Source organism: Pseudomonas sp. FEN (assembly GCF_904067045.1).
In the GTDB taxonomy this organism is placed as follows: Bacteria; Pseudomonadota; Gammaproteobacteria; order Pseudomonadales; family Pseudomonadaceae; genus Aquipseudomonas.
This window is the reverse complement of the sequence record NZ_CAJFDC010000013.1, coordinates 178,211-201,542: the sequence shown is the minus strand read 5'-3', so window position 1 is coordinate 201,542 and position 23,332 is coordinate 178,211. Positions and strand designations below refer to the sequence as shown.

The 23,332-nt window shown below is 62.4% G+C and carries 19 protein-coding genes and 1 pseudogene; 14 read left to right on the top strand and 6 right to left on the bottom strand.

The window, feature by feature from the left end; all coding sequences use genetic code 11:
• Positions 1 to 2 precede the first annotated feature (2 nt).
• The 4 genes and pseudogenes from PFEN_RS15275 to PFEN_RS15260 all read right to left on the bottom strand — a co-directional run bounded on the left by PFEN_RS15275 (position 3) and on the right by PFEN_RS15260 (position 3,576).
• The gene (locus PFEN_RS15275; RefSeq protein WP_191487651.1) at positions 3 to 785 is read right to left on the bottom strand and encodes an EboA domain-containing protein; all 783 of its coding nucleotides are present in this window, start codon (positions 783 to 785) and stop codon (positions 3 to 5) included.
• A complete protein-coding gene (locus PFEN_RS15270) occupies positions 782 to 982 on the bottom strand; it encodes a hypothetical protein (RefSeq protein ID WP_191487889.1) in 201 nt (66 codons plus the stop codon). Before PFEN_RS15270 ends, PFEN_RS15275 begins: the two co-directional genes overlap by 4 nt.
• Positions 979 to 2,175, bottom strand: a pseudogene (locus PFEN_RS15265) (3-dehydroquinate synthase); the annotation flags it as partial. The pseudogene PFEN_RS15265 and the gene PFEN_RS15270, both read right to left, overlap by 4 nt.
• A gap of 543 nt (positions 2,176 to 2,718) precedes the next feature.
• Entirely contained in the window at positions 2,719 to 3,576 is an 858-nt protein-coding gene (locus tag PFEN_RS15260) for a GNAT family N-acetyltransferase (RefSeq protein WP_191487650.1), read from the bottom strand.
• Positions 3,577 to 4,166: 590 nt separating this feature from the next.
• Between PFEN_RS15260 and PFEN_RS15255 the strand changes: the two genes are divergently transcribed.
• The 12 genes from PFEN_RS15255 (at position 4,167) to PFEN_RS15200 (ending at position 18,460) form a co-directional block, all read left to right on the top strand.
• Positions 4,167 to 4,835 (top strand): haloacid dehalogenase type II, encoded by a 669-nt coding sequence (locus tag PFEN_RS15255; RefSeq protein WP_191487649.1) that lies wholly within the window; start codon positions 4,167 to 4,169, stop codon positions 4,833 to 4,835.
• A gap of 37 nt (positions 4,836 to 4,872) precedes the next feature.
• Positions 4,873 to 6,147, top strand: coding sequence for an NAD(P)/FAD-dependent oxidoreductase (locus PFEN_RS15250; RefSeq protein WP_191487648.1), 1,275 nt, complete (start codon positions 4,873 to 4,875; stop codon positions 6,145 to 6,147).
• 92 nt (positions 6,148 to 6,239) lie between these two features.
• Complete coding sequence (locus PFEN_RS15245) at positions 6,240 to 7,877, top strand: ABC transporter substrate-binding protein (protein WP_191487647.1); 1,638 nt, start codon at positions 6,240 to 6,242, stop codon at positions 7,875 to 7,877.
• 49 nt (positions 7,878 to 7,926) lie between these two features.
• On the top strand, positions 7,927 to 8,883 hold the full coding sequence (locus PFEN_RS15240) for an ABC transporter permease (protein ID WP_191487646.1): 957 nt from the start codon (positions 7,927 to 7,929) through the stop codon (positions 8,881 to 8,883).
• Positions 8,880 to 9,755, top strand: coding sequence for an ABC transporter permease (locus PFEN_RS15235; RefSeq protein ID WP_191487645.1), 876 nt, complete (start codon positions 8,880 to 8,882; stop codon positions 9,753 to 9,755). The genes PFEN_RS15240 and PFEN_RS15235 overlap by 4 nt, the downstream gene beginning before the upstream one ends.
• Before the next feature lies 1 nt (position 9,756).
• Complete coding sequence (locus PFEN_RS15230; protein ID WP_191487644.1) at positions 9,757 to 11,598, top strand: ABC transporter ATP-binding protein; 1,842 nt, start codon at positions 9,757 to 9,759, stop codon at positions 11,596 to 11,598.
• Complete coding sequence (locus tag PFEN_RS15225; RefSeq protein WP_191487643.1) at positions 11,595 to 11,903, top strand: (2Fe-2S)-binding protein; 309 nt, start codon at positions 11,595 to 11,597, stop codon at positions 11,901 to 11,903. Before PFEN_RS15230 ends, PFEN_RS15225 begins: the two co-directional genes overlap by 4 nt.
• Positions 11,885 to 13,261 carry an NAD(P)/FAD-dependent oxidoreductase gene (locus tag PFEN_RS15220; RefSeq protein WP_191487642.1) on the top strand — a complete coding sequence of 459 codons (1,377 nt, stop codon included), beginning with the start codon at positions 11,885 to 11,887 and terminating at the stop codon, positions 13,259 to 13,261. The genes PFEN_RS15225 and PFEN_RS15220 overlap by 19 nt, the downstream gene beginning before the upstream one ends.
• The gene (locus tag PFEN_RS15215) at positions 13,258 to 14,412 is read left to right on the top strand and encodes an NAD(P)/FAD-dependent oxidoreductase (protein ID WP_191487641.1); all 1,155 of its coding nucleotides are present in this window, start codon (positions 13,258 to 13,260) and stop codon (positions 14,410 to 14,412) included. Before PFEN_RS15220 ends, PFEN_RS15215 begins: the two co-directional genes overlap by 4 nt.
• Positions 14,409 to 15,566 (top strand): acetylornithine deacetylase, encoded by a 1,158-nt coding sequence (gene argE, locus PFEN_RS15210; protein WP_191487640.1) that lies wholly within the window; start codon positions 14,409 to 14,411, stop codon positions 15,564 to 15,566. Before PFEN_RS15215 ends, argE begins: the two co-directional genes overlap by 4 nt.
• A gap of 315 nt (positions 15,567 to 15,881) precedes the next feature.
• Positions 15,882 to 17,339 (top strand): NAD-dependent succinate-semialdehyde dehydrogenase, encoded by a 1,458-nt coding sequence (locus tag PFEN_RS15205; RefSeq protein WP_191487639.1) that lies wholly within the window; start codon positions 15,882 to 15,884, stop codon positions 17,337 to 17,339.
• Between the two features lie 41 nt (positions 17,340 to 17,380).
• Entirely contained in the window at positions 17,381 to 18,460 is a 1,080-nt protein-coding gene (locus PFEN_RS15200) for a tartrate dehydrogenase (protein ID WP_191487638.1), read from the top strand.
• A 57-nt stretch (positions 18,461 to 18,517) separates the two neighbouring features.
• On the opposite strand, the gene PFEN_RS15195 is transcribed toward PFEN_RS15200, so the two are convergent.
• Both PFEN_RS15195 and PFEN_RS15190 read right to left on the bottom strand, forming a co-directional pair.
• Positions 18,518 to 20,005: an aldehyde dehydrogenase family protein gene (locus PFEN_RS15195; protein ID WP_191487637.1), complete on the bottom strand. Its 1,488-nt coding sequence runs from the start codon at positions 20,003 to 20,005 to the stop codon at positions 18,518 to 18,520.
• 74 nt (positions 20,006 to 20,079) lie between these two features.
• Positions 20,080 to 21,006 (bottom strand): 2-hydroxyacid dehydrogenase, encoded by a 927-nt coding sequence (locus PFEN_RS15190; RefSeq protein ID WP_191487636.1) that lies wholly within the window; start codon positions 21,004 to 21,006, stop codon positions 20,080 to 20,082.
• A gap of 273 nt (positions 21,007 to 21,279) precedes the next feature.
• On the opposite strand from PFEN_RS15190, the gene gabT reads away from it, so the two are divergent.
• Positions 21,280 to 22,572 carry a 4-aminobutyrate--2-oxoglutarate transaminase gene (gene gabT / locus PFEN_RS15185; RefSeq protein WP_191487635.1) on the top strand — a complete coding sequence of 431 codons (1,293 nt, stop codon included), beginning with the start codon at positions 21,280 to 21,282 and terminating at the stop codon, positions 22,570 to 22,572.
• 95 nt (positions 22,573 to 22,667) lie between these two features.
• Positions 22,668 to 23,324: a 2-haloalkanoic acid dehalogenase gene (locus PFEN_RS15180; RefSeq protein ID WP_191487634.1), complete on the top strand. Its 657-nt coding sequence runs from the start codon at positions 22,668 to 22,670 to the stop codon at positions 23,322 to 23,324.
• The last annotated feature ends 8 nt before the right edge of the window (positions 23,325 to 23,332 follow it).

Below are 23,332 nucleotides of genomic sequence, written 5' to 3'. Positions count from 1 at the left end.
TATCAGTTCGGTGAGGGGCTGGTGGGGCTGGACAGGTGTTCACGCCATTCCGCCGGCAAGCGTTGCTGCCGACTGAGGCCGGCCAGGCGCTCGCGTTGCGCTGCGCTGAGCAGGTCGAAGGCAATCGTTTGGGGCAGCCCGGGGGATACCGCGCGGTCGGCCGCCAGCTGTTCCTCCAGCAGGTCCAGGGCCAATTGGTTGAGGATCACGCCATGGCGTTCCGCCAGCCCCGTCAGGCGCCGTATGTCGAGGCCCATGCCCAATGTTTTGAGCACCAACTGGTGGAAGGCCCGTTCGCTGTAGTGACGGGTCGGGTAGTGGGTGTCCAGGGCGAGGGCGGCAAACACCTGGCTGTTGCTGGTACGTCCGGCCTGCAGCGCCAGCTCGACGCAGCGCCCGTGGCTATCGAGCCAGTCCAGGGCTTTCAAGGTGGCGATCTTTTCCTGATCGTCGCCCCACAGAAACAGCTGGCGCAGCAACGGCAGTTGCCCGGCGGCCGGTTGTTGCGCCAACGCCTGGGCCAGCAGCAGCGCGCGCGCCAGCTGGACGTGGCTCCAGCCGGCGGCGTTGGGCGCGGCCTGTTCGTTGAGATGGCGCTTGCATTGGCTGCTCAAGAGCGCCGAGGTGTTGGCGTCCGGGTGCTGGGCGAGTCGCTCTTGCGCCCCGCGCCACCATTGCCGCTCGCTGTCATCGAGCTGTCGGATGAAGGCCTGGAGTTGTTCGGCGAGGCAATCGTGGCGCATGACCAGGGCGGTCGAGGGGGCTGCAATGACGTCCATGTTCATGTCGGTTTGACCCAGCGCTGGAAGTGTGGAAACAGGAAAAACACCAGAACGCATATCAGGCTGCCCAGCGGCTGGTCGATCAGCCGGCTCAGGCCCAGTACCGAGGCGGCGGCCAGGCTGTTGGTCCAGACCGTGGGCAGGTTGGACATCCGGCCCAGGGGCATCCAGGTCTTCAGGTTTGGCGATGCGTGGCTCATGGCGTGCAGCCTTGGCTCAAACCGGGCACCGGGTTGGAACAGCCAGTCAGCCGTAGCAATGCCTGCTCCATCAGCGTGGTATCTATTTCATGCAGGTCCACCGACTCGCCGATCCGCTTGAGCATGGGGATCGAAAGTTGCCCGCCCAGGTGCTGCCGGAACTCTTCCAGTCCGAGCAGTACTTGTGAACGCCCCTGTACGTCTTTCAACATCAGTTCCGGTGGGCACAGGCAGAAGCCGAGCTTGCGCAGCAGGCGCAGCACACGGTCGCTGTCGGCATCGCTCAACAGACCTTTGGCGTTGGCATAGAAGCCATCCAGGGCCATGCCCACCGCCACGGCTTCGCCATGACGCAACCTGTGGCCGCTGAGGTTTTCCAGTTTATGGGCGGCCCAATGCCCGTAATCCAGTGGCCGCCCGTTGCCGCGTTCGAACGGGTCGCCGGCGCCGGTGATGTGCTCCAGGTGCAGTTCGGCGCAGCGGCGAATGGCATAGCGGCTGGCCGGGTGATCGAAGTGGGCGAGGGCGTCGGCCTGTTGCTCTATCCATTGGAAAAACGCCGCGTCCTTGATCAGCGCCACCTTGACCGCCTCGGCCAACCCGGCAATCTGGTCGCGGCGGCTCAGGTGGGTCAGCAGTTGGAAGTCATTGATCACCGCGGTGGCCGGGTAGAAGGCCCCCAGCAGGTTCTTTTGGCCGAAAGCGTTAATGCCGTTTTTCACGCCGATACCCGCGTCGTTCTGTGCCAGCACCGTGCTCGGGATGCGGATCAGGCGAATACCTCGGTGAAAGGTGGCGCTGGCGTAGCCCACCGCATCCAGCACCGCGCCACCGCCCAAGGCCAGCACATAGCAATGGCGGTCCAGTCCATGACGCAGCATGTCGGCGTACAGTTGCTGCAACGCCTGTGGATTCTTGCTCAGTTCGCCGGCCGGGACTGCAATCGGCGCGGCCAGTAACCGCAGGTCCGCGGCATGGGTGGCAAAGTAGCCCTCGATCTGTTTCAGCAGCGCTGGAGCACTTTGCAGCAGCTGTTCATCGGCGAACATCAGCACGCTCGCCGAAGCCCCGTGCTGTGCGGTCAACTGGCGGTGCAGGCAGGGATTTTCCGGGTCGAACAGGTGATCGGTGAACACCACCGGATAGTCGTAGTTCACCTCGAAGTGTCCGTGCAACGCTTGCTCTGTATCTTGCAGCGCGCTTTTCGAGAACGCACGATACCCACGACTGCGATTCATCAAGCATCCCTCTTGATTGTAATGACCGAATCCGTGTCAGTAATTAGAAACAGCGATTGTGTTGTTGTAAGGAAATAGACTACCTCCGTCTTGGGTGGCGGATTTCATGGGCGATTAGTTGTGTTTTATGAACCGTTTGTGAGACTAGACGGGCGTGGTTTTTTTGCAAGCTTACTGGCGGGAAGTGTATCGGGGAGTGGCGGGAAGAGTGTGTTGCGGGTCGCTGGTCTGAGCGTGTTTTTTCAGACTTTATTTAATGATTACAGCGGGTTGGGGCGTTGCTGGTGCACGTCGGAGGCTGGCGCGTGAGTAATATCCAATAAAAACATAGCCGCCAATAAGTGAGGCTTAAGGCGGAAATAGCCATGTGACATGTTCTTTGTTATTTGGATTATTGCCGTTGGTTATATGAGGTTTGATAGTGGGCTAAGCAGTTCGACGGGCAGGCCTTGGAAAAAACGGATACCTGCCGCCGAATGGTTGTCCGCGCGATTACGTTTAGCCGATGGCTTGGGTCACCAGTGCAAACTGCCGGACGTTGTCGACCGCTTGCGGAGGGTTGCCCCGGGCCATTTGCGCCACGGTGTCGACCGGCTTCAGACCCGCTTCCTCCAGCCAATCGCTCAAGCCGCTGTCCGTTGGAATGTCGATGCGTACGAAAGCGCCCGGCACCTGGGCCAGTAACCCGGCGATCAGGTACTTGGCCTGTGGGAGATTTTCGGCGACGACCGGGCCGATGCAACGACCACGACCAAATGGGCGCAGCAGGGCAAAGGCGCATAACTGGCCGTCACGCTCGATGCCCAGTGAAGACTCGACCACATCATCCAGCGCGGTGAGTACGGCTGTGCGGTCCAGCCCGCTGGCGGCGTTGGCCAACAGCCGTTGGCGGGCCTGATCGGCCTCGCGCAGCGGGCGGCACACTTCACCGTCGGCCAACGGTCCGGCGGCGGGGGCCTGCGCTTGGCCTTGATGTTGTTGAATCCGACCGAACTCGACAAAGCCCTGGCTGGCATACAGCGGCGCGCCGGCCAAGGTGGCGTTCAGCATCGGGGTGCGGGACTGGCAGGCCTCGAGTGCCCGTTCCATCAACCGGCGCCCGATGCCCTGACCCTGATAGTCGGCGCTGACGATCACCAAGCCGATGGTGGCGAACGCGCCTTGCGCACAGGCGAAGGCGGTGCCGATCAGACGCTCGCCGTCCAGAACCACGAAACCGTCACTGAGCCGTTGCAGCATGGCCCAGTCGTCCAGGCGATGGGGCCACTTCAATTGCACGGACAAGGCATGCGCCAAGGGAAGATCGGTGGCCGTCATCGGCCGATAGACATAAGCAGCGGGTAGCGGGGCGGACATGGCGAGTCTCCGTTAAGCAGTGTGCGCGAGTAAGCGGTTTACGGTGCGTGGGTGCCTGTATCCCATCTGCGGGAGGGCCTGACAAGAGGGGCTGGAACATTCGGCAGATTCCGCCCGCCCAGGTCCGACGGGCCACACTTACTACTTAATTGCCCGGCAAGGTCGGCAGCAAATGCTTGGGCTTTTTTTCTCCAACGCAGGTCTGGATTCACGACTCACCGTCCCATTGCGCGCCAAGAGGGTACTGCTCGATATGGGCGGTTAAGGGGCACCGTCCCTGGGGCGTGGCCTTTTTCGTTTGGTTCGGCGCAGGTTCTGCGGTGAATCCGCGCGTGCTTGAGCCTTCTGAAGCGATAAAGGCCCATAAAAGCGCATGAATACGGGGGTTGCCCAAGCCTGGAGCGACCCGCAAAGTCTGCTGAGGGCGAGGCCTAAAACGGTGGTTTGTATCGAGCGGAGGTCGCTTTTAACGCCATCTGCTGATTTCACGGTGTTGTAATGAGGGTGTGCTGCAGCGCTGCATCACGGCTCCTGAAACGGAGCGAATGCTTGTCGCGCCATGACCTCAACGAACTTCAGGACCGCACTCAATGAGCTTCCTTCGCCCCAAATTCATTACGTTCGACTGCTACGGTACGCTGACCAATTTCCACATGGGTACGATGACTCGCGAACTGTTCGCCGATCGTGTCGTGCCCGCGCAAATGGAACAGTTCGTCAAGGATTTCTCCGCCTATCGCCTGGACCAGGTCATGGGGGACTGGATGCCGTATGACGAAATCCTCAAGACCGCCCTGGCGCGGACCTGCAAGCGTTGGGGTATCGAATACCGTGACGAAGGCCAGCTGTATTACGACGCCGTGCCGACCTGGGGCCCGCACCCGGACGTACCGGCCGGACTGTCGAAAATCGCCGACAAAATCCCCCTGGTGATTTTCTCCAACGCCAGCGACAGCCAGATCATGTCCAACGTCGACAAGCTCGGCGCGCCGTTTCACAAGGTGTTTACCGCCCAACAGGCACAAGCCTATAAACCGCGCCTGGCCGCGTTCGAGTTCATGCTCGACAACCTCAACTGCGGGCCGGAAGACATCTTGCACGTATCCTCGAGCTTCCGTTACGACCTGATGTCGGCCCATGACATGAAGATCAAGAACAAGGCGTTCGTTGCTCGTGGTCACGAAGCCCCGGCCAATGCTTTCTACGGCTACCAGCAGATCACCGATATCGGCGGGTTGCCCGCGCTGGTCGGTCTCTGAGTCATCACGGCATTCTTTTGGCATAGGCGGATCAGACATGGGCAGTGAATCCTACTGGCTCGACACCGCACCGGCGTTTACCGGTGCGCAGCTCGGTGCGTTGCCCGGGCAAGTCGACGTGGCCATCGTCGGTGGCGGGTTTACCGGTCTGGCGGCGGCCCGGGCGCTGGCCTTGCAGGGCGCCAGTGTGGTGGTGCTGGAAGCCGGGCGGGTCATCGGTGAAGCCTCGGGGCGCAACGGCGGTCAATGCAACACCGGTGTGGCCCAGGATTACGTTGGTCTCAGCGCCAGTCTCGGCGCGGACAGGGCGCGGGCCTATTACAAGGCGTACGAGAGCGCCGTGCACAGTGTGGTTTCGCTGGTGGAGCAGGAGCAGATCGCCTGCGACCTCAAGCGTAACGGCAAGCTCAAGTTGGCGGCCAAGCCGTTGCACTACGAGGGCCTGGCACGAACCTGCGAATTGATTCGCCGGGAAGTCGATGCCGATGTCGAGCTGTTGTCCGCCGAGCAGACTCGCGCCGAAGTCGACTCGGTCCAGTTCCACGGTGGCTTGCTGCAGCGCAACGGCGTGCAGATGCATGTCGGACGCTTTGGTGTCGGGCTGGCCGAGGCCGCCGTGCGGCACGGTGCGTTGATCTATCAGGATACGCCGGTGACGGACTGGAAAGCCCGGGCTGGCGGCTATCAGGTCAACACCGCCAAAGGGACGCTGCATGCCGGACAAGTACTGCTGGCGACCGGCGCCTGTCAGCACGGCGGGTTGGCGTGGTACCGGCGGCGGATCGTGCCGGTGGGCAGTTTCGTGATCGCCACCGAGGTGCTTCCCCAGGCCCTGATCGACCAGTTGCTGCCCGGCCGGCGCGCCTATGTCACCAGCCGCATGATTGGTAACTACTTTCGCCTGACCCCGGACAATCGCTTGCTGTTTGGCGGTCGTGCGCGGTTCGCGATGTCCGACAGCGTTTCCGATGCCAAGAGCGGCAAGGTGCTGCGGGCGGCGATGGTGCGGATGTTCCCGGCGTTGGCCAAGGTCAGGATCGACTACTGCTGGGGCGGGCTGGTGGACATGACGTCCGACCGCTTGCCTCGTGCCGGCCAGCACGGCGGGGTTTATCACTCCATGGGCTACAGCGGCCATGGGGTGCAGATGTCGGTGCACATGGGCCAGGTCATGGCCGAGGTGATGGCCGGCAAGGTCGAGGCCAACCCCTGGCGCGAACTGGACTGGCCGGCGATTCCCGGGCATTTCGGCAAACCCTGGTTCCTGCCGCTGGTGGGGGCGTATTACCGGTTCCAGGATTATTTGCATTGAGTTGAAGTTGTGGCGTCACCGTCGTTTGCGTTTCAAGACGCTCCGGACAACCGCGAGCATGAGCCTTCTCACTATCGACAGGTATAGCTGATATGACTGATAACAAGATCGACTCCCAACTGATCTCCGGCCAGGACAGCCTTCGCGTCTTCGAAGGCCTCAATCGTGGCATGTCACGCCGCACCGCTTTGCAGATGCTCGGTGTGGCCGGGGTTGCCGCCGCGGGCGCCGGCAGCCTGTTCGGCGCCGCTGGCAAACTGCTTGCCGATGACGCCGCCAGCCCTGGCAAAGGTAAGCCGGGCGGACGGATTCGGGTCGCCGGCATGTCCAGTTCCACCGCTGATACCCTCGACCCGGCCAAGGGGGCGCTGTCCACCGACTATGCGCGCCACTATATGTTCTACAACGGCCTGACCCGTTTCGACAGCCATCTGGTGCCGCAGCTGGAGTTGGCCGAGCGCATCGACAATGTCGATGCCACCCTGTGGACCATCACCCTGCGCAAGGATGTGACCTTCCATAACGGCAAAACCCTGAGCGCCGCCGACGTGGTGTTCTCATTGTCGCGGCACAAGGATCCATTGACCGGCTCCAAGGTCATGCCACTGATGGAGCAGTTCGCCGAGATCAAGGCCAGTGGGCCCAATGAAGTGCAGATCCGCCTGAGCGCGCCAAACGCCGAACTGCCATCGATCCTGGCGGTGTCGCACCTGCTGATCGTTCCCGCAGGCACCACCGACTTCAATCAGGGCATCGGCACCGGGCCGTTCAAGGTCAAGGAGTTCAAACCGGGCGTGCGCTCGATCGCAGTGCGCAATACCGGCTACTGGAAACCGGGCCTGCCTTACCTGGACGAGATCGAATTCATCGCCATTGCCGATGAGCCGTCGCGGGTCAACGCGCTGCTGTCGGGCGACGTGCACATGATCAACGAGGTCAACCCGCGGTCCACCACGCGAATCAAGGCCAGCGCCGGGCACCGTGTCGTGGATGCGCCGTCGGGTAACTACACTGACTTGATTATCCGTCAGGACCAGATGCCCGGCAAAAGCGCGGAATTCACCCAGGCCATGAAATACCTGATGGACCGCGAGCAGATCAAATCCGCGGTGTTCCGTGGTTTTGCCGTGGTCGGTAACGACCATCCGATTGCCCCCGGCTCGCGCTACTACAACACTGACCTGCCGCAGACCGTCTACGACCCGGAAAAAGCCAAGTTCCTGTTGAAGAAGGCCGGTATGGACAGCATCAGCATGCCGCTGGTGGCATCGCCGGCGGCGACCGGCTCGGTGGACATCGCCGTGCTGCTGCAACAATCGGCGAAACAGGCCGGGCTCAAGCTCGACGTCAACCGTCTGCCCAGCGACGGCTACTGGTCCAACCACTGGATGAAGCACCCGTTGAGCTTCGGCAACATCAACCCGCGGCCGAACGCCGACGTGATGTTTTCGCAGTTTTTCCAGTCGAGCGCGCCGTGGAACGAATCCGGCTGGAAGAACGAGCAGTTCGACCAGTTGCTGATGCTCGCCCGTGGTGAAACCGACGACGCCAAGCGCGGCAAGATGTACGCCGACATGCAGACCCTGGCGCATGATCACTGCGGTATCGGTATCCCGGTGTTCATCAGCAACATTGATGGCGTCGACCAACGCGTCAAAGGCTATGGCAGTAACCCGCTGGGGGGCTTCATGGGCTACATGTTCGCCGAGCAGGTCTGGCTGGACGCCTGATGGGCCGCCCCGGAGGTTTACCCGCGCGGCATTGCAGGAGGAGAGGGCGATGAATAGCAACACACTGTGGCTGATCGGCCGGCGTCTGGGCGCCGCGATCGTGACCTTGTTGATCGTGTCCATGGTGGTATTCGCCATCACGGCGGTATTGCCAGGGGATGCGGCGCAACAGGCGCTCGGGCAGTTCGCCACGCCGGAACAGGTGGCGGCCTTGCGCCTGAAACTGGGGCTGGGCCAGCCTGGTGTGTTGCGTTACTTGCATTGGCTGACGAACCTGCTCAGCGGCGACATGGGGCTGTCCGTATCCAACGCCATGCCGGTCAGCGAGTTGATGGCCGGTCGGGTGCCCAACACCTTGATGCTGGCGGCCGCCACGGCGCTGGTGTCAGTGCCGGTGGCCCTGGTTCTGGGCATCGGATCGGCCATGGGCCGGGGCGGGCGCATGGATAGCTTCCTCAGTTTTGTCACCCTGGCCATGGTGGCGGTGCCGGAGTTTCTGGTGGCGACCCTGGCGGTACTGGTTTTTGCCGTGAACCTGGGCTGGTTGTCAGCGTTGTCCTATGCCAGCGACATCAGCTCACCCCTGCAATTTCTGCGGACTTACGCCTTGCCGGTGATGACGCTGTGCTGCGTGATCGTCGCGCAAATGGCGCGCATGACCCGGGCCGCGGTGATCGATCAACTCGACAGCGCTTATGTGGAAATGGCCCGGCTCAAAGGCGTGGGGCCGGTGCGGATTGTCCTGCGCCATGCCTTGCCCAATGCCATCGGACCGATTGCCAACGCCATCGCCCTGAGCTTGTCCTATCTGCTGGGCGGGGTGGTGATTGTCGAGACGATTTTCAACTACCCCGGCATCGCCAGCCTGATGGTCGATGCCGTGACCAACCGTGACATGGCGCTGGTCCAGGCCTGCACCATGCTGTTTTGTACGGCGTACCTGGGCTTGGTGCTGCTGGCCGACCTGTGCGCGATTCTGTCCAATCCGAGGCTGAGAAACCAATGAACAATCTCATTGTGAAGTCGACGCCTGCAAGCCCCGACCTGTCGGTTGGCAAGGTGTCTAACGGTTCGGCCTGGTTGGGTTTGATCGGGGCCGCGATGTGCCTGATCTGGTTGCTGGTGGCGTTGTTCGGCCCATGGTTGGCACCGCACCCCGTCGGTGAAGTGGTCTCTGACAATGTGTTTGACGGCATCAGTGCCCTTTACCCGTTTGGCACCGACTACCTGGGCCGCGACATGCTCAGCCGGATCCTCGTCGGCGCGCGTTTCACCGTCGGCCTGGCGTTGATTGCGGCGCTACTGGCAAGTGGCCTGGGCACCAGCTGCGCGCTGCTGTCGGTGGTATCGCCCAAGTGGCTGGACGAAGTGATCAGTCGCCTGATGGATGCCTTGATCTCGATCCCGAGCAAAATGCTGGCGCTGATCATGGTCTCGGCGTTCGGTTCATCGGTTACGTTGCTGATCTGCACCGCGGTGCTGAGTTTCTGCCCCGGCGCCTTTCGCATTGCCCGCAGCATGGCGGTGAACATCGAAGCGCTGGAATACGTGCAGGTCGCCCGGACCCGTGGCGAGCGCCGGCTGTACATCGCTTGCGTGGAAATCCTGCCGAACATGCTCAACCCGGTGTTGACCGACCTGGGACTGCGCTTTGGCTTTATCGTGTTGCTGCTCAGCGGCATGAGCTTCCTCGGTCTGGGCGTGCAACCGCCGGATGCCGACCTCGGCTCCCTGGTGCGGGAAAACATCGGTGGTCTCAACCAGGGTGCGCCGGCCATCGTGATTCCGGCCTTGGCCATCGGTACCCTGACCATTGGCGTGAATCTGTTTATCGACAGACTCTCGTCCCGGCGTAGTCGCCGTTCGGGAGGTCATTGATATGAGTGAATTGATCCGAGTCGAGGACCTGCGCGTCGTGGCCTGCGGCGAGCGCGGCGAAGTGGAAATCGTCAAGGGGGTGAGCTTTTCCCTGGAAAAGGGTGAAGTATTGGCGCTGATCGGTGAGTCCGGTTCCGGCAAGACCACCATCGCCCTGGCGCTGCTCGGCTATGCCCGGCGCGGTTGCCGGTTGGCTTCGGGCGTGGTGCGGGTTGGCGAGCACGACATGCTGGCGTTGAGCGAACACGAACTGCAAGGTGTGCGCGGCAACCGTGTGTCGTATATCGCCCAGAGTGCCGCCGCCGCGTTCAATCCGGCGAAAAAGCTTATCGACCAGGTGGTGGAGGGCGCGTTGATTCATGGCCTGGGCAGCCGTGTCGTGCTCGAGGCCAAGGCCATCGAGCTGTTCCGCGACCTGGCCTTGCCGGACCCCGACCAGATTGGTCAGCGCTATCCGCACCAGGTCTCCGGCGGGCAGTTGCAACGAGTCATGGCCGCCATGGCGTTGATCAGCGATCCGCTCCTGGTGGTGCTCGATGAGCCGACCACCGCCCTCGATGTCACCACTCAGATCGACGTGCTGCGGGCATTCAAGCGGGTGGTCCACGAAAGGGGGGCGACCGCGGTCTACGTTTCCCACGACCTGGCGGTAGTGGCACAGATGGCTGACCAGATTGTCGTGCTCAACGGTGGCCAGATTTTCGAGCAGGGCGCCACCGCGCCGTTGCTCAAGGGCCCGGTCCATGAGTATACCCGCAGCCTGCTGGCGGCGGCGCGGCCGGATACGACGATCCGCCCGCCCAGTGGCGTGGCCGAAGAGCAACCCTTGTTGACCATCACTGGTTTGACTGCCGGCTACGGCAACAAAAACCTGCAAGGCATGCCGTCGATCCGCGTGCTGGAAGACATCGACCTGACGGTGCGCAGAGGGCAGGCCATCGGCGTGATCGGCGAGTCGGGCTCCGGCAAATCGACTCTGGCGCGGGTGGTGGCCGGATTGCTGACCCCGGCGTTGGGGGCGCTGACGTTCGCTGGCCAGCCACTGGGTGGGAGTTTGCGCGAGCGTAGCCCTGAGCAGTTCCGGCGCATTCAAATGGTCTTCCAGAACGCCGACACCGCGCTCAATCCGATGCACAGTGTCAGTACCCTCCTGAGTCGACCGCTGAAGATGTATTTCGGCCTCAAGGGCGCGGCCTTGCGCGAGCGTATTGGCGAACTGCTGGATCTGGTGCGGCTGCCGCGAGCCCTGGCCGAACGGCGTCCCAATCAATTGTCCGGCGGACAAAAGCAGCGGGTCAACCTGGCCCGGGCGCTGGCGGCCAAACCGGACCTGATTCTGTGCGACGAGGTGACCTCGGCACTTGATACCGTGGTCGGCGCGGCGATTCTCGAACTGCTGCGCGACCTGCGCCAGGAACTGGGGGTTTCGTATCTGTTCATCAGCCACGATATTTCCACCGTGCGGGCGCTGTGCGACGACATCGTGGTGATGTACAGCGGTCACAAGGTCCAGGCCGGTACTCGGCAGGCATTTGCCCAGGCTCCGTTCCATCCTTACACCGACCTGTTGATCCACTCGGTGCCGGAGCTGCGTCAGGGCTGGCTGGAGAACTGTGGCAGCACTTGTGGCGAACTCCCACCCATTGGCGCGAAGGCCAACGTGCCGGAACTGTGCACCTTCCTCAATCGCTGTCCGGTACGGGTCGATGGTCTGTGCAATCACACTGCGCCGAACCGTCGGACTATCGACGGCGGCAGTGAGATCCTTTGCCATCACGACAGCGCCGAGTTGCTCAAGACTCAGCAGGATTTGAACATCATGATCCAGGGAGCCTATGCATGAACGGGCGTTTTGTAAGACTGGCCGAGCAGGGCCGGCCGACCGTCAAACTGAAGGTGGACGGCGCGCCCATCGAAGCCTTGCAGGGAGACACGCTGATGGTCGCGTTGTTGACCCAGGGCACTGCGTTGCGTCAGTCGGAGTTCGATGCGGGGCGCCGCGCCGGTTTCTGTCTGATGGGCGCTTGTCAGGATTGTTGGGTCTGGACTCGCGCTGGCGAACGTTTGCGCGCTTGTTCCAATGAAGTCCGTGAAGGACTGGATATAGTCACCATACAACCGGAGGCGACATGGCCACTGCGCGGATAGTCATCGTCGGTGCTGGACCGGCCGGTATTCGCTGTGCCGAAACGCTGTTGGCCGCCGGATTCAAGCCGACCCTGATCGATGAGAATCGTCGCGATGGCGGGCAGATCTACCGGCGTCAGCCGGAAGGTTTTACCCGCGATTACGCCACGCTGTATGGCAGCGAAGCCGCCAAGGCGCGGGACCTGCACCAAAGCTTCGAGCGTTTGCGCGAGCGCATCGACTACCGTCCGCGGACCTTGGTCTGGAACCTCACGCCGGGGCAACTGCACTGCGTCAGCGAGGGCCACCATTCGATGGTGGAGTACGACGCGTTGATCCTGTGCACCGGTGCCACCGACCGTTTGATGCCGATTGAGGGTTGGCAGTTGGCGGGCACTTACAGCCTCGGCGGGGCGCAGATCGCGCTCAAGGCCCAGGCCGTTTCCATCGGCCACCGCGTGGTGTTCATGGGCAGCGGGCCGTTGCTCTATCTGGTAGCCAGCCAATACCTCAAGGCTGGTGCGAATGTGGCGGCGGTGCTCGACACCTCACCGCTGCGCCAACGCCTGTTGGCCTTGCCGAAACTGCTGGCGCGCCCGGGTTTGCTGTTCAGCGGCATGAAACTGTTGGCGCAACTGTATCGGGCGAAGATTGCACTGCACCTGGGGATCCAACCGCTGCAAGTACTGGGTGACGCCGCCAGCGGTGTCAGCGGTGTGCGGGTGCGTACGGCCAACGGCGAGACCTTGTCGGTGGAGTGCGATGCCCTGGCCCTGGGTTATCACCTGCGCCCGGAAACCCAACTGGCGGATCTGGCCGGCTGCCAACTGCGCTTCGACGAGGCCTCCAGCCAATGGTGGCTGGCCGTCGATGAAGCGGGCCGGACCTCGGTCAGTGGGGTATATGCCGCCGGCGATGGCTCGAAAATTCGTGGCGCGGATGCCGCCGAACACGCCGGGCGCCTGGTGGCCATGGCGCTGCTGGAGGATCTGCACAAACCGGTGGATGCCGGCTTGCGCGACGAACAACGTCAGGCCCTGGCGCGAATGGACCGCTTTCGTCTGGGCCTGGCCCTGGCGTTTCCCTGGCCGGCGGCGCAAGCCAAGGCATTGCCGGACAGTGCCATTGTCTGCCGTTGTGAAATGATCAGCGCCGGCGAGTTACGGGCCGTGGTCCACGAGAAAGGTGCTTGTGAGGTCAACCGGGCCAAGGCGTTCAGCCGGGTTGGCATGGGCCGTTGCCAAGGGCGCTACTGCTCCCAGGCCGGGGCCGAGGTGATTGCCGCGGCCGCCGGCATCGATGTGCGACAGGTCGGTCGGCAGCGCAGTCAGGCCCCGGTCAAACCCTTGCCGATGATGATCATCGAGGAATGCTCATGAATCCGCAAAAAAGCGATGTCCTGATTATCGGCGGCGGCATCATGGGCTCGACGTCGGCATTTTTCCTGCGCCAGCGTGGACAGTCGGTCACCCTGCTGGAGCGTGACCAGATCGGTCAATACGCCAGCGGCGTGAACTTCGGCAATGTGCGGCGCCAGGGGCGTTTCCTTGGGCAGTTGGCCTTGGCCAACCGTTCCTGGGCGTTGTGGAAACGCCTGCCGGAGCTGATTGACGACGACCTCGAATTCATCGCCAGCGGTCACATGCGCGTGTGTTACCGCGAGGACGAGATCGCCGAGCTGCAAGCCTACGCCGAGGCCCCGGAGGCCCGTGAACTGGACTTGCAGATCCTCACGGGCAAGGCCTTGCATGCGCGTTTCCCGTTCCTCGGCCCGGAGGTCAAGGGCGGCTCCTATGCGCCTCACGATGGTCACGCCAACCCGCGTCTGACGGCGCCGGCCTTTGCCCGGGCGGCCCGACGCCTCGGCGCGCGGATCGAAGAGCGCACTGAGGTCGTCGAGGTGCAAAAGGTCCAGGACCAATTCCATGTCACGACCAGCGATGGCCAACTGTTCGTCGCCCAGCAACTGTTGATCACCGCGGGTGCCTGGGCCGCCAAGCTGTCCGAACAATTCGGCGAACCGGTGCCGCTGGAAGCCAATGGTCCGCAGATGTCGGTGACCGAGCCGGTGCCCTACGCCTTGCCGACGGTGATCGGCGTGTACACCAAGGTCCCCGAAGAGGTGATTTACTATCGGCAGATCCCGCGTGGCAACATCGTCATCGGTGGCGGCAACCGTTGTAAGCCGGACATGGTCAACCGGCGTGCCTACTTCAAGCCGGAAAGCCTGCTCAATCAGATGCGGCAAATGCGCCGCCTGCTGCCGGGCTCCGAGAAACTGAACATCATCCGGGTCTGGAGCGGCATCGAGAGCTATACGCCGGACTCCCTGCCGGTCATTGGCCCCAGCGGCGCGATAGCGGGGCTGTTCTATGCCTTTGGCTTCTGCGGCCACGGCTTCCAGCTTGGCCCGGGGGTTGGCGATGTGATGGCCGAACTGATCAGTACCGGCAGCACCAGTACGTCGATTGAGCCGTTCTCCATTCGCCGATTCGTCCTTTCAGCCGAGCAACGGAGCAAGGTCTCATGAAACCTCGCGTATTGGATATTCTCAAACGCCTGATGGCTTTCGACACCGTGTCTTCGGAGTCGAATATGGCCTTGATCGAGTACGTCCGCGACCTGTTGTCGAGCAAGGGTATCGAGTCGCTGATCGTCGAGGATGAAACAGGCAAAAAGGCCAATCTGTTCGCCAGCACCGGCCCACGCGAGTTGCCGGGGATTCTGCTCTCCGGGCATACCGACGTGGTGCCCGCGGCAGGGCAGGTCTGGACCTTCCCGGCGTTCCAGGCGACGGTGCGGGAGGGGAAAATTTATGGTCGTGGCAGTTGCGACATGAAGGGCTTCATCGCCCTGGCTATCGATGCCATGCTTGATGCGGCGGACTGTTCGTTGAGCCGGCCGCTGCAACTGGCGCTGTCCCATGACGAGGAGATCGGCTGCGTCGGCGTACGGCGCTTGCTGGATGTGTTGCACCTGGCACCGGTACGGCCGTTCCTGTGCCTGATCGGCGAACCGACCCGGATGCAGTTTGTGCTCGGGCACAAGGGCAAGGGCTCTTACCGCACCTACTGCCGCGGCCTGGAGGCTCACTCGTCGCTGGCGCCGCTTTCGCTCAATGCGATTCACTTGGCTTGCGATTTCATCGGTGCATTGCGCCAGAGCCAGCAGCAGTTGCAAGAGCAGGGCGCCCAGGATGCCGACTATGATGTGCCTTACAGCACCGTGCATGTCGGGAAAATTGTCGGCGGCAAGGCGCTGAACATCGTGCCGAACCTCTGTACCCTCGATTTTGAAGTGCGCAACTTGCCCGCGGACGACCTGGATCGGTTCCTGGAGCAGATGCGCGAGCGGGCGCAAGTGATCGTGGGCGAAGCCAAACGCCTGTCGAGTGTCGCCGATATCGAAATCGAGACCCTCAACGTCTATCCCGGTCTCGACACCCATCCGAGTATCGAGGCGGTGCGTTTTCTGCAGAATTTTGCCGCACCGGATACCGGCATCGGTAAAGTCTCTTTCGGCACCGAAGGCGGGTTGTTCAAGCAACGTCTGGATGTTCCGGTGGTGGTGTGCGGACCGGGTTCGATCGAGCAGGCGCACAAGCCGGACGAGTTTGTCGAGATCAGCCAGATGGAGGCCGGGGAACAGTTTCTGCAGGGGCTGCTGGGTTCCCTGAAACTGTAAGGCCCCTTGGCGACTCCATTCCCCTGTGGCAAGGGCGCTTGCTCCCGCTGGGGCGCGAAGCGGCCCTGAAATCAGCCACTGCGTTCAGTCAGGTCAAACGCATCAAGGGATTTTACGACTGCTGCGCAGCCGAACGGGAGCAAGCTCCCTCGCCACAGGTTGGGTGCTTGCCACGATAGATAGCAAATGCCCACCAGTAGAGCCTGCCGTCGCATCCCGTTTTTCAGCATCCGACACTGCTGTTATGGCGCTTTCAGCATCCTCGTCCGTGGCACCTCCCTAGACTGGCAGTTGTCTCGGATCAGGACCTCGACCATGCTCAAGAATCGTTTGCAAGACCCCGGCCTTTTAGCAGAACTCGCCTATATCGATGGGCAGTGGATCGGCGCTGACAACGCCGCGACCCTGGACGTCAGCGACCCGGCCAGTGGCCAGTTGCTCGCCCGCGTGCCGGCGCTGCAAGGCCCGGAAACCCGTCGCGCCATCGAAGCTGCCGAGCGCGCCTGGCCGGCCTGGCGCGCCCGCCCGGCGGCCGAGCGGGCGGCGCTACTGGAACGCTGGTATCAGGCCATGCTCGACAACCTCGACGACCTGGCACTGATCATGACCTGCGAGCAGGGCAAACCGTTGAGCGAAGCCAAGGGCGAAATTCGCTACGGCGCCGGTTTCGTCAAATGGTTCGCCGAGGAAGCCCGCCGGGTCTACGGTGAAACCATGCCGGCCCCCAGCGGCGATCGCCGGCTGCTGACGCTCAAGCAACCGGTGGGCGTATGCGCCGCGATCACCCCATGGAACTTCCCCAACGCGATGATCACCCGCAAATGCGCGCCGGCGTTGGCGGCGGGTTGCCCGATCATCGTCAAACCCTCGGACCTGACCCCATTGTCGGCCCTGGCTCTGGCGGTGCTGGCCGAGCGGGTCGGGATTCCGCCCGGGGTATTCAATGTGCTGACCGGGATGCCCGCGGGGATCGGCGAAGAACTGACCGGCAACCCGAGCGTGCGGAAGATTTCCTTCACCGGCTCGACGGCCGTCGGCAGGCTGCTGATGCGCCAGAGCGCCGAACACATCAAGCGCCTGAGCCTGGAGCTGGGCGGCAACGCGCCGTTCATTGTGTTTGACGACGCCGACCTGGAACAGGCGGTGGCCGGCGTCATGCTCAGCAAGTTTCGCAACGCCGGCCAGACCTGCGTCTGCGCCAATCGCATTCTGGTGCAGGAGGGCATTTACCCGCGGTTTGCCCAGCGCCTGGTGGAGGAAGTGGGCAAGCTCAAGGTGGGCAACGGCCTGGACGCCGATGTCACGATCGGCCCGCTGATCAATTCGGCCGCCGTGGACAAGGTTGCCCGGCATATCGACGATGCCTTGAGCCAGGGCGCGCGTTTGCTCTGCGGCGGCGTGCCCACGGGCGACAGTCAGTTTGTCCAGCCCACCGTACTGGGCGAGGCCCACGTCGGTATGTTGCTGGCCAACGAAGAAACCTTCGGCCCGGTGGCGCCGCTGATGCGTTTCACCTCCGAGGCCGAAGCGCTCGCGTTGGCCAATGCCACGCCTTATGGTTTGGGCGCCTATTATTTCACCCAGGACCTGCGCCGTTCCTGGTGTTTTGGCGAGGCACTGGAGTTCGGCATGGTCGGCCTCAACACCGGGATCATTTCCATGGAGGTCGCTCCGTTCGGCGGTATCAAGCAGTCGGGCCTGGGCCGTGAAGGCAGCAAGTACGGCCTGGACGAATACCTTGAAGTCAAAGCCTTCCATATCGGTGGGCTATAACCCGACCCACGCTGGCACAGACATTTTGCGAGGCATGATTGATGAGCAAGGTATTCAGAATCGCCGCGATTGCCGGCGATGGCATCGGCAAGGAAGTCCTGCCGCAAGGGTTGCGCGTGCTGGAGCAGGCCGCGAGGAAATGGCGCTTGGACTTGAGCATCGAAATGTTCGACTGGGCACATTGCGATTACTACCTGGAACACGGGCAGATGATGCCCGACGATTGGTTCGAACAGCTCAAGGGCTTCGATGCGATCTACTTTGGCGCCGTCGGTTGGCCGGATAAGGTGCCGGACCACATTTCGTTGTGGGGGTCGCTGCTGAAGTTCCGTCGCGACTTCGATCAGTATGTGAACATCCGTCCGGTGCGGCTGTTTCCCGGCGTGCCCTGTCCGCTGGCCGGGCGCAAGCCGGGGGATATCGATTTTGTGGTAATCCGCGAAAACACCGAGGGCGAATACTCCTCGGTGGGCGGCAAAATGTTCGAAGGCAGCGAACATGAGTTCGTGCTGCAAGAGTCGGTGTTCACCCGGCGTGGCGTGGACCGGATTCTCAAGTTCGCCTTCGACCTGGCCCAGACCCGACCGCGCAAGCGTCTGACGGCGGCGACCAAGTCCAACGGGATTTCCATCAGCATGCCGTACTGGGACGAGCGCACCGCATTGATGGCGACGAAGTACCCGGACATTACCTGGGACAAGCAGCATATCGATATTCTGTGCGCGCGTTTTGTCTTGCACCCGGACCGTTTTGATGTGGTGGTGGCGTCGAATCTGTTCGGTGACATCCTCTCCGACCTGGGGCCGGCTTGCGCCGGGACCATCGGTATCGCGCCGTCGGCCAACCTTGATCCCGAACGACGCTTTCCGTCGTTGTTCGAGCCGGTGCATGGCTCGGCGCCGGACATCGCCGGGCAGAACATCGCCAATCCGATCGCAATGATCTGGTCCGGGGCCTTGATGCTGGATTTCCTGGGTAAGGGGGACGAGCGTTATCGCGCCGCGCATGATGGCATTCTCAAGGCCATCGAACGGGTTATCGCCGAGGGGCCGATTACCCCCGACCTGGGCGGGCAGGGCTCGACCCAGGATGTCGGTATGGCAATCGTCGCCGCGCTTTGAACCCGGGTCAATCGGGCGACTGCGCGCAGTTGCCCGATTGACCCGGTCAAGCGTGTTCTATGTGCGCGAAGGGAGATCTGGCGCTGCGCCAAAGCCGATGATGGCTTTGGTTTCGAGGTACTCTTCAAAACCCTGGACGCCGTATTCACGACCGTTACCTGAGCGCTTATACCCGCCGAACGGAGCCATCGGGTTCCAGGCGGGGTAATTCAGATGCACTTGTCCCGCGCGGATACGAGAGGCAACGGCACGCGCAAGATCAAGGTCCCGGGCCTGAACATGGGCGCCCAGCCCATAGACCGTGTCGTTGGCGATAGCGACCGCCTCGTCGATCGTCTCATAGGTCAGGATGCACAACACCGGACCGAAAATTTCCTCCTGGGCGATCCGCATTGCGCAATCCACCTCGGAGAAAACAGTCGGCCGGGTGTAAAAGCCCTTTGTAAAACCCGGCACACGCCCAGGTCCTCCACAAACGAGTTTTGCGCCTTCATCCAGGCCAGTCTGGATCATGGCTTGCACGCGCTTGAACTGGGCTTCGTTGGCTATCGGGCCCAGTACCGTGGCTTCCGATCGCGGGTCTCCCACGATGATTGCATTGGCGGTTGCCGCCGCCAGGGATTCGACCTCGGCCAACCGATCCTTTGGAACGATCATTCTTGTCGGGGCGCTGCAGGATTGCCCGACGTTGCGAAATGCGGACATCACTCCCAGGGGCACGGCTTTGGCGAAGTCAGCGTCGGGAAGCAGAAGATTCGGCGACTTTCCTCCCAGCTCTTGTGTGACGCGTTTCACTGTCTCGGCGGCCGCCTGTGCGACCAGCGCGCCGGCGCGATTTGAGCCGGTAATTGAAATCATATCGATATCGGGATGCGCCGCCATGGCTGCGCCGACCTCGGGACCGCTTCCGTTCACCAGGTTGAAGACGCCCGCTGGCAGGCCCGCGTCATGGACCAGTTGTGCAAACAGCAGGGCGCTCAGCGGCGAAAGTTCACTGGGTTTCAAAACCACGGTGCAGCCGGCGGCAATAGCCGGGGCGACTTTCGCGGTGATTTGATAAAGCGGCCAGTTCCACGGCGTGATGAGCGCGCAGACGCCTATGGGTTCGCGTTCAATCGCGGTGCCGCCTTCAACGGTCTGGAAGCGATAGCTGGACAGGAGATCGCGTGCGACCCGAACGTGTTCGGCGGCGAGAGGCACTTGCATGGCCCGAGCGAAACTGATTGCCGCGCCCATTTCTAGAGAGAGGGCCTGGGCGAGCAGCTCTTTTCGTTCAAGGATGAGATCGTGGATCTTGCCCAGGACCAGCCCGCGCGCCGCAGCCGAGGTCGCGGACCAACCAGGAAACGCCGCACGCGCCGCGGCGACCGCCCGATCCACATCCGCGGCCGAGCCACGCGCAACCTGCGCCACAACCTCTTCACTTGCCGGATTGACCACCGGCAAACTTGCCGGGCTTGCGGGGGCGGACCAACGACCGTTGATATAAAACTGGTGAGACGTTTGCGGATCAACGCTGTAGCTGTTCGAAGAGTGTGTGGTCATCCAACGGGCTCCCTGGAGCGGTAATAGGTACTGCGCGCGAGCAAGTCCGCGCGCGCATTGGCGTGGCGGTGTATTCAATAACCCTGGGTGCGATCGATCTCGCCGACCATCGGCTCGCCACGTTGATGTCGCCGAATATTTTCCAGCAGCACCCCGAATGCGCTTTCCGGTTGGGTCATGGCCGCGATATGCGGGGTCAGCAGAATCTTTGGATGGTGCCAGAACGGATGATCGGCCGGTGCCGGCTCCTGCTGCAGCACGTCGATGACCGCGCCGCCGAGTTGCCCGCTGTCCAGGGCCGCCAGCAGATCACTTTCCACCAGGTGCCCGCCACGACCCATGTTGATCAACGCCGCGCCATGGGGCAGTTGGCGGAACAGTTTGTCGTCGAGAATGCCCCGGGTCTGCTCGGTCAGCGGCAGTACGCACAATAAAATATCGCACTGGCTCAGGAACGCCGGCAGTTGCTCATGGCCGGCATAGCAGTCCACCCCCGGCACCTGATGGGCACTGCGGGCCCAACCCGACAAGGCAAAGCCCAGCGGCTGCAACGTCGCGAGAATTTGCCGAGCCTGGGTGCCGAGGCCCATGACACCGATCCGACGCCGGCTCGCCGGTTGCAGCAAGTGTGCTTGCCAGCAGCCCGCCAGTTGCTGCTGGCGATAACGGAGCATGTCGCGATGCAGGCTCAGCACCGCGAAACTGGCGTACTCGCACATGCCGCGGGTGATGCCCGGGTCCAGCAGGCGTACCAGCGGCAAGCCGCTTGGCAAGCGACCGAGGTCCAACTGATCGACCCCGGCGGACAGGGCGAACAGCACCTTGAGATTGGGCAGCAGTGCTTCAAGGTCGTCGGGGGCCTGCCAGGCGGCGAGGTACTCGATGTCCGCGGGGTCGCCGATATCCGGCCAGGCACGCCATTCAATATCCGGGGCGTGCGCGGCGAACAGAGCTTTCCACTGTTCGCCGCGCACCGGGTCAGCTTTGTACAGCAGGGCCATGGGCATTTCCTGAAAGGGCGAGGGGTGTCGCCATCATCGCGCAATGCCGGCGCAGGATCTGTCGAAAACACCGGGTTAAACAGCTTGCGCGACGTTCTATTGGCGATGCTCCGGCAGATTCGGCGTGCTGATGGAATCTGCCGTTTGGCGGGGTGAAAACAGTCGATCCGAATTTCTCAGGGGGCAAGTTCGGCGTAGATCGTTTTGCACAAGGCTTAACCTGAACATCATCGCAACCAGCTCCCGGTTGCCGGACTCACGATGGGAAATGCCATGAATAGCAAAGTCGACCAAACCCCTCATTTGCTCCGTCAGCGCGATCAATTCGTGCCACGTGGCCTGGTTACCGCTCACCCGTTGGTGATCGATCGCGCCCAGGGTGCCGAATTGTGGGACGTGGACGGCAAGCGCTACCTGGACTTCGTCGGCGGTATTGGCGTGCTCAATATCGGTCACAACCACCCCAAGGTGGTCGCTGCCGTGCAGGCCCAATTGCAAAAGGTCTCCCACGCCTGTTTCCAGGTGGTTGCCTACAAGCCTTATCTCGATCTGGCCCAACGCCTGTGCGAAATGATCGGCGGCCAGGAGGCCTATAAGGCCGCCTTCTTCACCTCGGGCGCCGAGGCGGTGGAAAATGCGATCAAGATCGCCCGTGCCCATACCAATCGTGCGGCGGTTATTGCCTTTCGCGGCGGTTTCCACGGGCGCACCTTGCTCGGTACGACGCTGACCGGCATGAGTCAGCCGTACAAGCAGAACTTCGGCCCGTTCGCGCCTGAGGTGTTCCACACCCCGTACCCGAATGCTTATCGCGGTGTCAGCAGCGACATGGCGCTCAAGGCGCTCGACGAGTTGCTGGCCACCCAGGTGGCGCCGGAGCGGGTCGCGGCAATCATTATCGAGCCGGTACAGGGCGATGGCGGGTTCCTCTCGGCCCCGGCGGAGTTTCTTCAGGCACTGCGTGGCCTGACTGAAAAGCACGGCATCGTGTTGATCCTCGATGAAATCCAGACCGGTTTCGGGCGTACCGGCAAATGGTTCGGTTACCAGCATGCCGGGATCCAGCCGGATCTGGTGACGGTCGCCAAGAGCCTGGCCGGTGGCTTGCCACTATCGGGCGTGGTGGGCAAGGCGGCGATCATGGACGCGCCGTTGCCCGGCGGCCTGGGGGGCACCTACGGCGGCAACGCATTGTCCTGTGCCGCCGCACTGGCGGTGATCGACGCCTATGAGCAAGAGCACTTGTTGGCCCGCGGCGAAGCACTGGGCGAACGCTTGCGCCAGGGGCTGCTGCGTTTGCAAGCGCGTTACCGGCAAATCGGTGATGTGCGCGGCAGCGGTTTCATGCTGGCGCTCGAGCTGATCAAGGATGACGAGGCTCGCACTCCGGATGCCGACTTGAACCAGCGGCTGATCGATGAGGCCCGCAACGGTGGTTTGCTGGTGATCAAATGTGGTGTCCAGCGTAATGTTCTACGCTTCCTCGCGCCGTTGGTGACCACTGAAGAGCAGGTCGACGAAGCGCTGCGGATCCTCGATGGCGCATTGGCACGCGTCTTGAACTGAGTGGGTGCCCGCTCGGGGCGGTGTCGCCAGGCATCGCCCGTGAGCGTTTATGGAGCATGGATAGATGAAATGCATCATCGGAGGCTTTGCACACCATGGGGCTGACTGAATATCGGGCGCTGCTCATTGATTGCGACGAGGTGCTGGTCGATCGCGATTCGGGGGTCTGGGCGGCATTGCAACCGTTGCTCGACAGCCGTGGCGGTCACTCGGACAAGGACCAGGTGCTGGCTGAATACGTCGAGGTCGTGCGTGCGCTGTATCCGCGGTTCGCTGAGCTGGGCTTCAGTGGCTTGCTGTGTTTCGCCCATCGCCAGCTGGCCGAACGCTGGGGGCTGAAAGCCAGTTGGGAGGAGGGGATGAGCTTTGCCCGTTCGGTTGCCGGCTGGTCGCTGTTCGAGGACGCGCCGGGGGCGATGTTGTACTTGCGCAAGTTCTATCGCCTGCTGGTACGGGGGGACCGCGATACAGAGGATCGAGGGCTGCTCTGTGAGCGGCTGGGGATCATGCCCGATGATTTCATTTCATTGGCCAGCGATCCTTTGCTCGATCCAGAATGGCTGAAGGCCAACGAGCTTGAGGTTGCGCACATTCTGCAGGTGACCCGGCCTTCGGCCGCCTGGCAGGTGACCGGCGACTTGTGCCTGATCTGTCGTGGCCGGGCAAAACAACCCTCGCCCTGCGCGGCGGATTACTGCATCAACAGCATGGCCGATCTGGTGGCGCAGCATCAGCTGTCTTTACGGCGCTGATTTTGCTA

Excerpts from the sequence above, each read along its gene's own strand:
- PFEN_RS15200 (WP_191487638.1), top strand. The coding sequence starts at position 17,381 with ATGAGCAAGGTATTCAGAATCGCCGCGATTGCCGGCGATGGCATCGGC.
- PFEN_RS15235 (WP_191487645.1), top strand. The coding sequence starts at position 8,880 with ATGAACAATCTCATTGTGAAGTCGACGCCTGCAAGCCCCGACCTGTCG.
- PFEN_RS15255 (WP_191487649.1), top strand. The coding sequence starts at position 4,167 with ATGAGCTTCCTTCGCCCCAAATTCATTACGTTCGACTGCTACGGTACG.
- PFEN_RS15205 (WP_191487639.1), top strand. The coding sequence starts at position 15,882 with ATGCTCAAGAATCGTTTGCAAGACCCCGGCCTTTTAGCAGAACTCGCC.
- PFEN_RS15190 (WP_191487636.1), bottom strand. The coding sequence starts at position 21,006 with ATGGCCCTGCTGTACAAAGCTGACCCGGTGCGCGGCGAACAGTGGAAA.
- gabT (WP_191487635.1), top strand. The coding sequence starts at position 21,280 with ATGAATAGCAAAGTCGACCAAACCCCTCATTTGCTCCGTCAGCGCGAT.
- PFEN_RS15240 (WP_191487646.1), top strand. The coding sequence starts at position 7,927 with ATGAATAGCAACACACTGTGGCTGATCGGCCGGCGTCTGGGCGCCGCG.
- PFEN_RS15180 (WP_191487634.1), top strand. The coding sequence starts at position 22,668 with ATGGGGCTGACTGAATATCGGGCGCTGCTCATTGATTGCGACGAGGTG.
- PFEN_RS15270 (WP_191487889.1), bottom strand. The coding sequence starts at position 982 with ATGAGCCACGCATCGCCAAACCTGAAGACCTGGATGCCCCTGGGCCGG.
- PFEN_RS15245 (WP_191487647.1), top strand. The coding sequence starts at position 6,240 with ATGACTGATAACAAGATCGACTCCCAACTGATCTCCGGCCAGGACAGC.
- PFEN_RS15195 (WP_191487637.1), bottom strand. The coding sequence starts at position 20,005 with ATGACCACACACTCTTCGAACAGCTACAGCGTTGATCCGCAAACGTCT.
- PFEN_RS15275 (WP_191487651.1), bottom strand. The coding sequence starts at position 785 with ATGAACATGGACGTCATTGCAGCCCCCTCGACCGCCCTGGTCATGCGC.
- PFEN_RS15230 (WP_191487644.1), top strand. The coding sequence starts at position 9,757 with ATGAGTGAATTGATCCGAGTCGAGGACCTGCGCGTCGTGGCCTGCGGC.
- PFEN_RS15220 (WP_191487642.1), top strand. The coding sequence starts at position 11,885 with ATGGCCACTGCGCGGATAGTCATCGTCGGTGCTGGACCGGCCGGTATT.
- PFEN_RS15225 (WP_191487643.1), top strand. The coding sequence starts at position 11,595 with ATGAACGGGCGTTTTGTAAGACTGGCCGAGCAGGGCCGGCCGACCGTC.
- PFEN_RS15215 (WP_191487641.1), top strand. The coding sequence starts at position 13,258 with ATGAATCCGCAAAAAAGCGATGTCCTGATTATCGGCGGCGGCATCATG.
- PFEN_RS15250 (WP_191487648.1), top strand. The coding sequence starts at position 4,873 with ATGGGCAGTGAATCCTACTGGCTCGACACCGCACCGGCGTTTACCGGT.
- argE (WP_191487640.1), top strand. The coding sequence starts at position 14,409 with ATGAAACCTCGCGTATTGGATATTCTCAAACGCCTGATGGCTTTCGAC.
- PFEN_RS15260 (WP_191487650.1), bottom strand. The coding sequence starts at position 3,576 with ATGTCCGCCCCGCTACCCGCTGCTTATGTCTATCGGCCGATGACGGCC.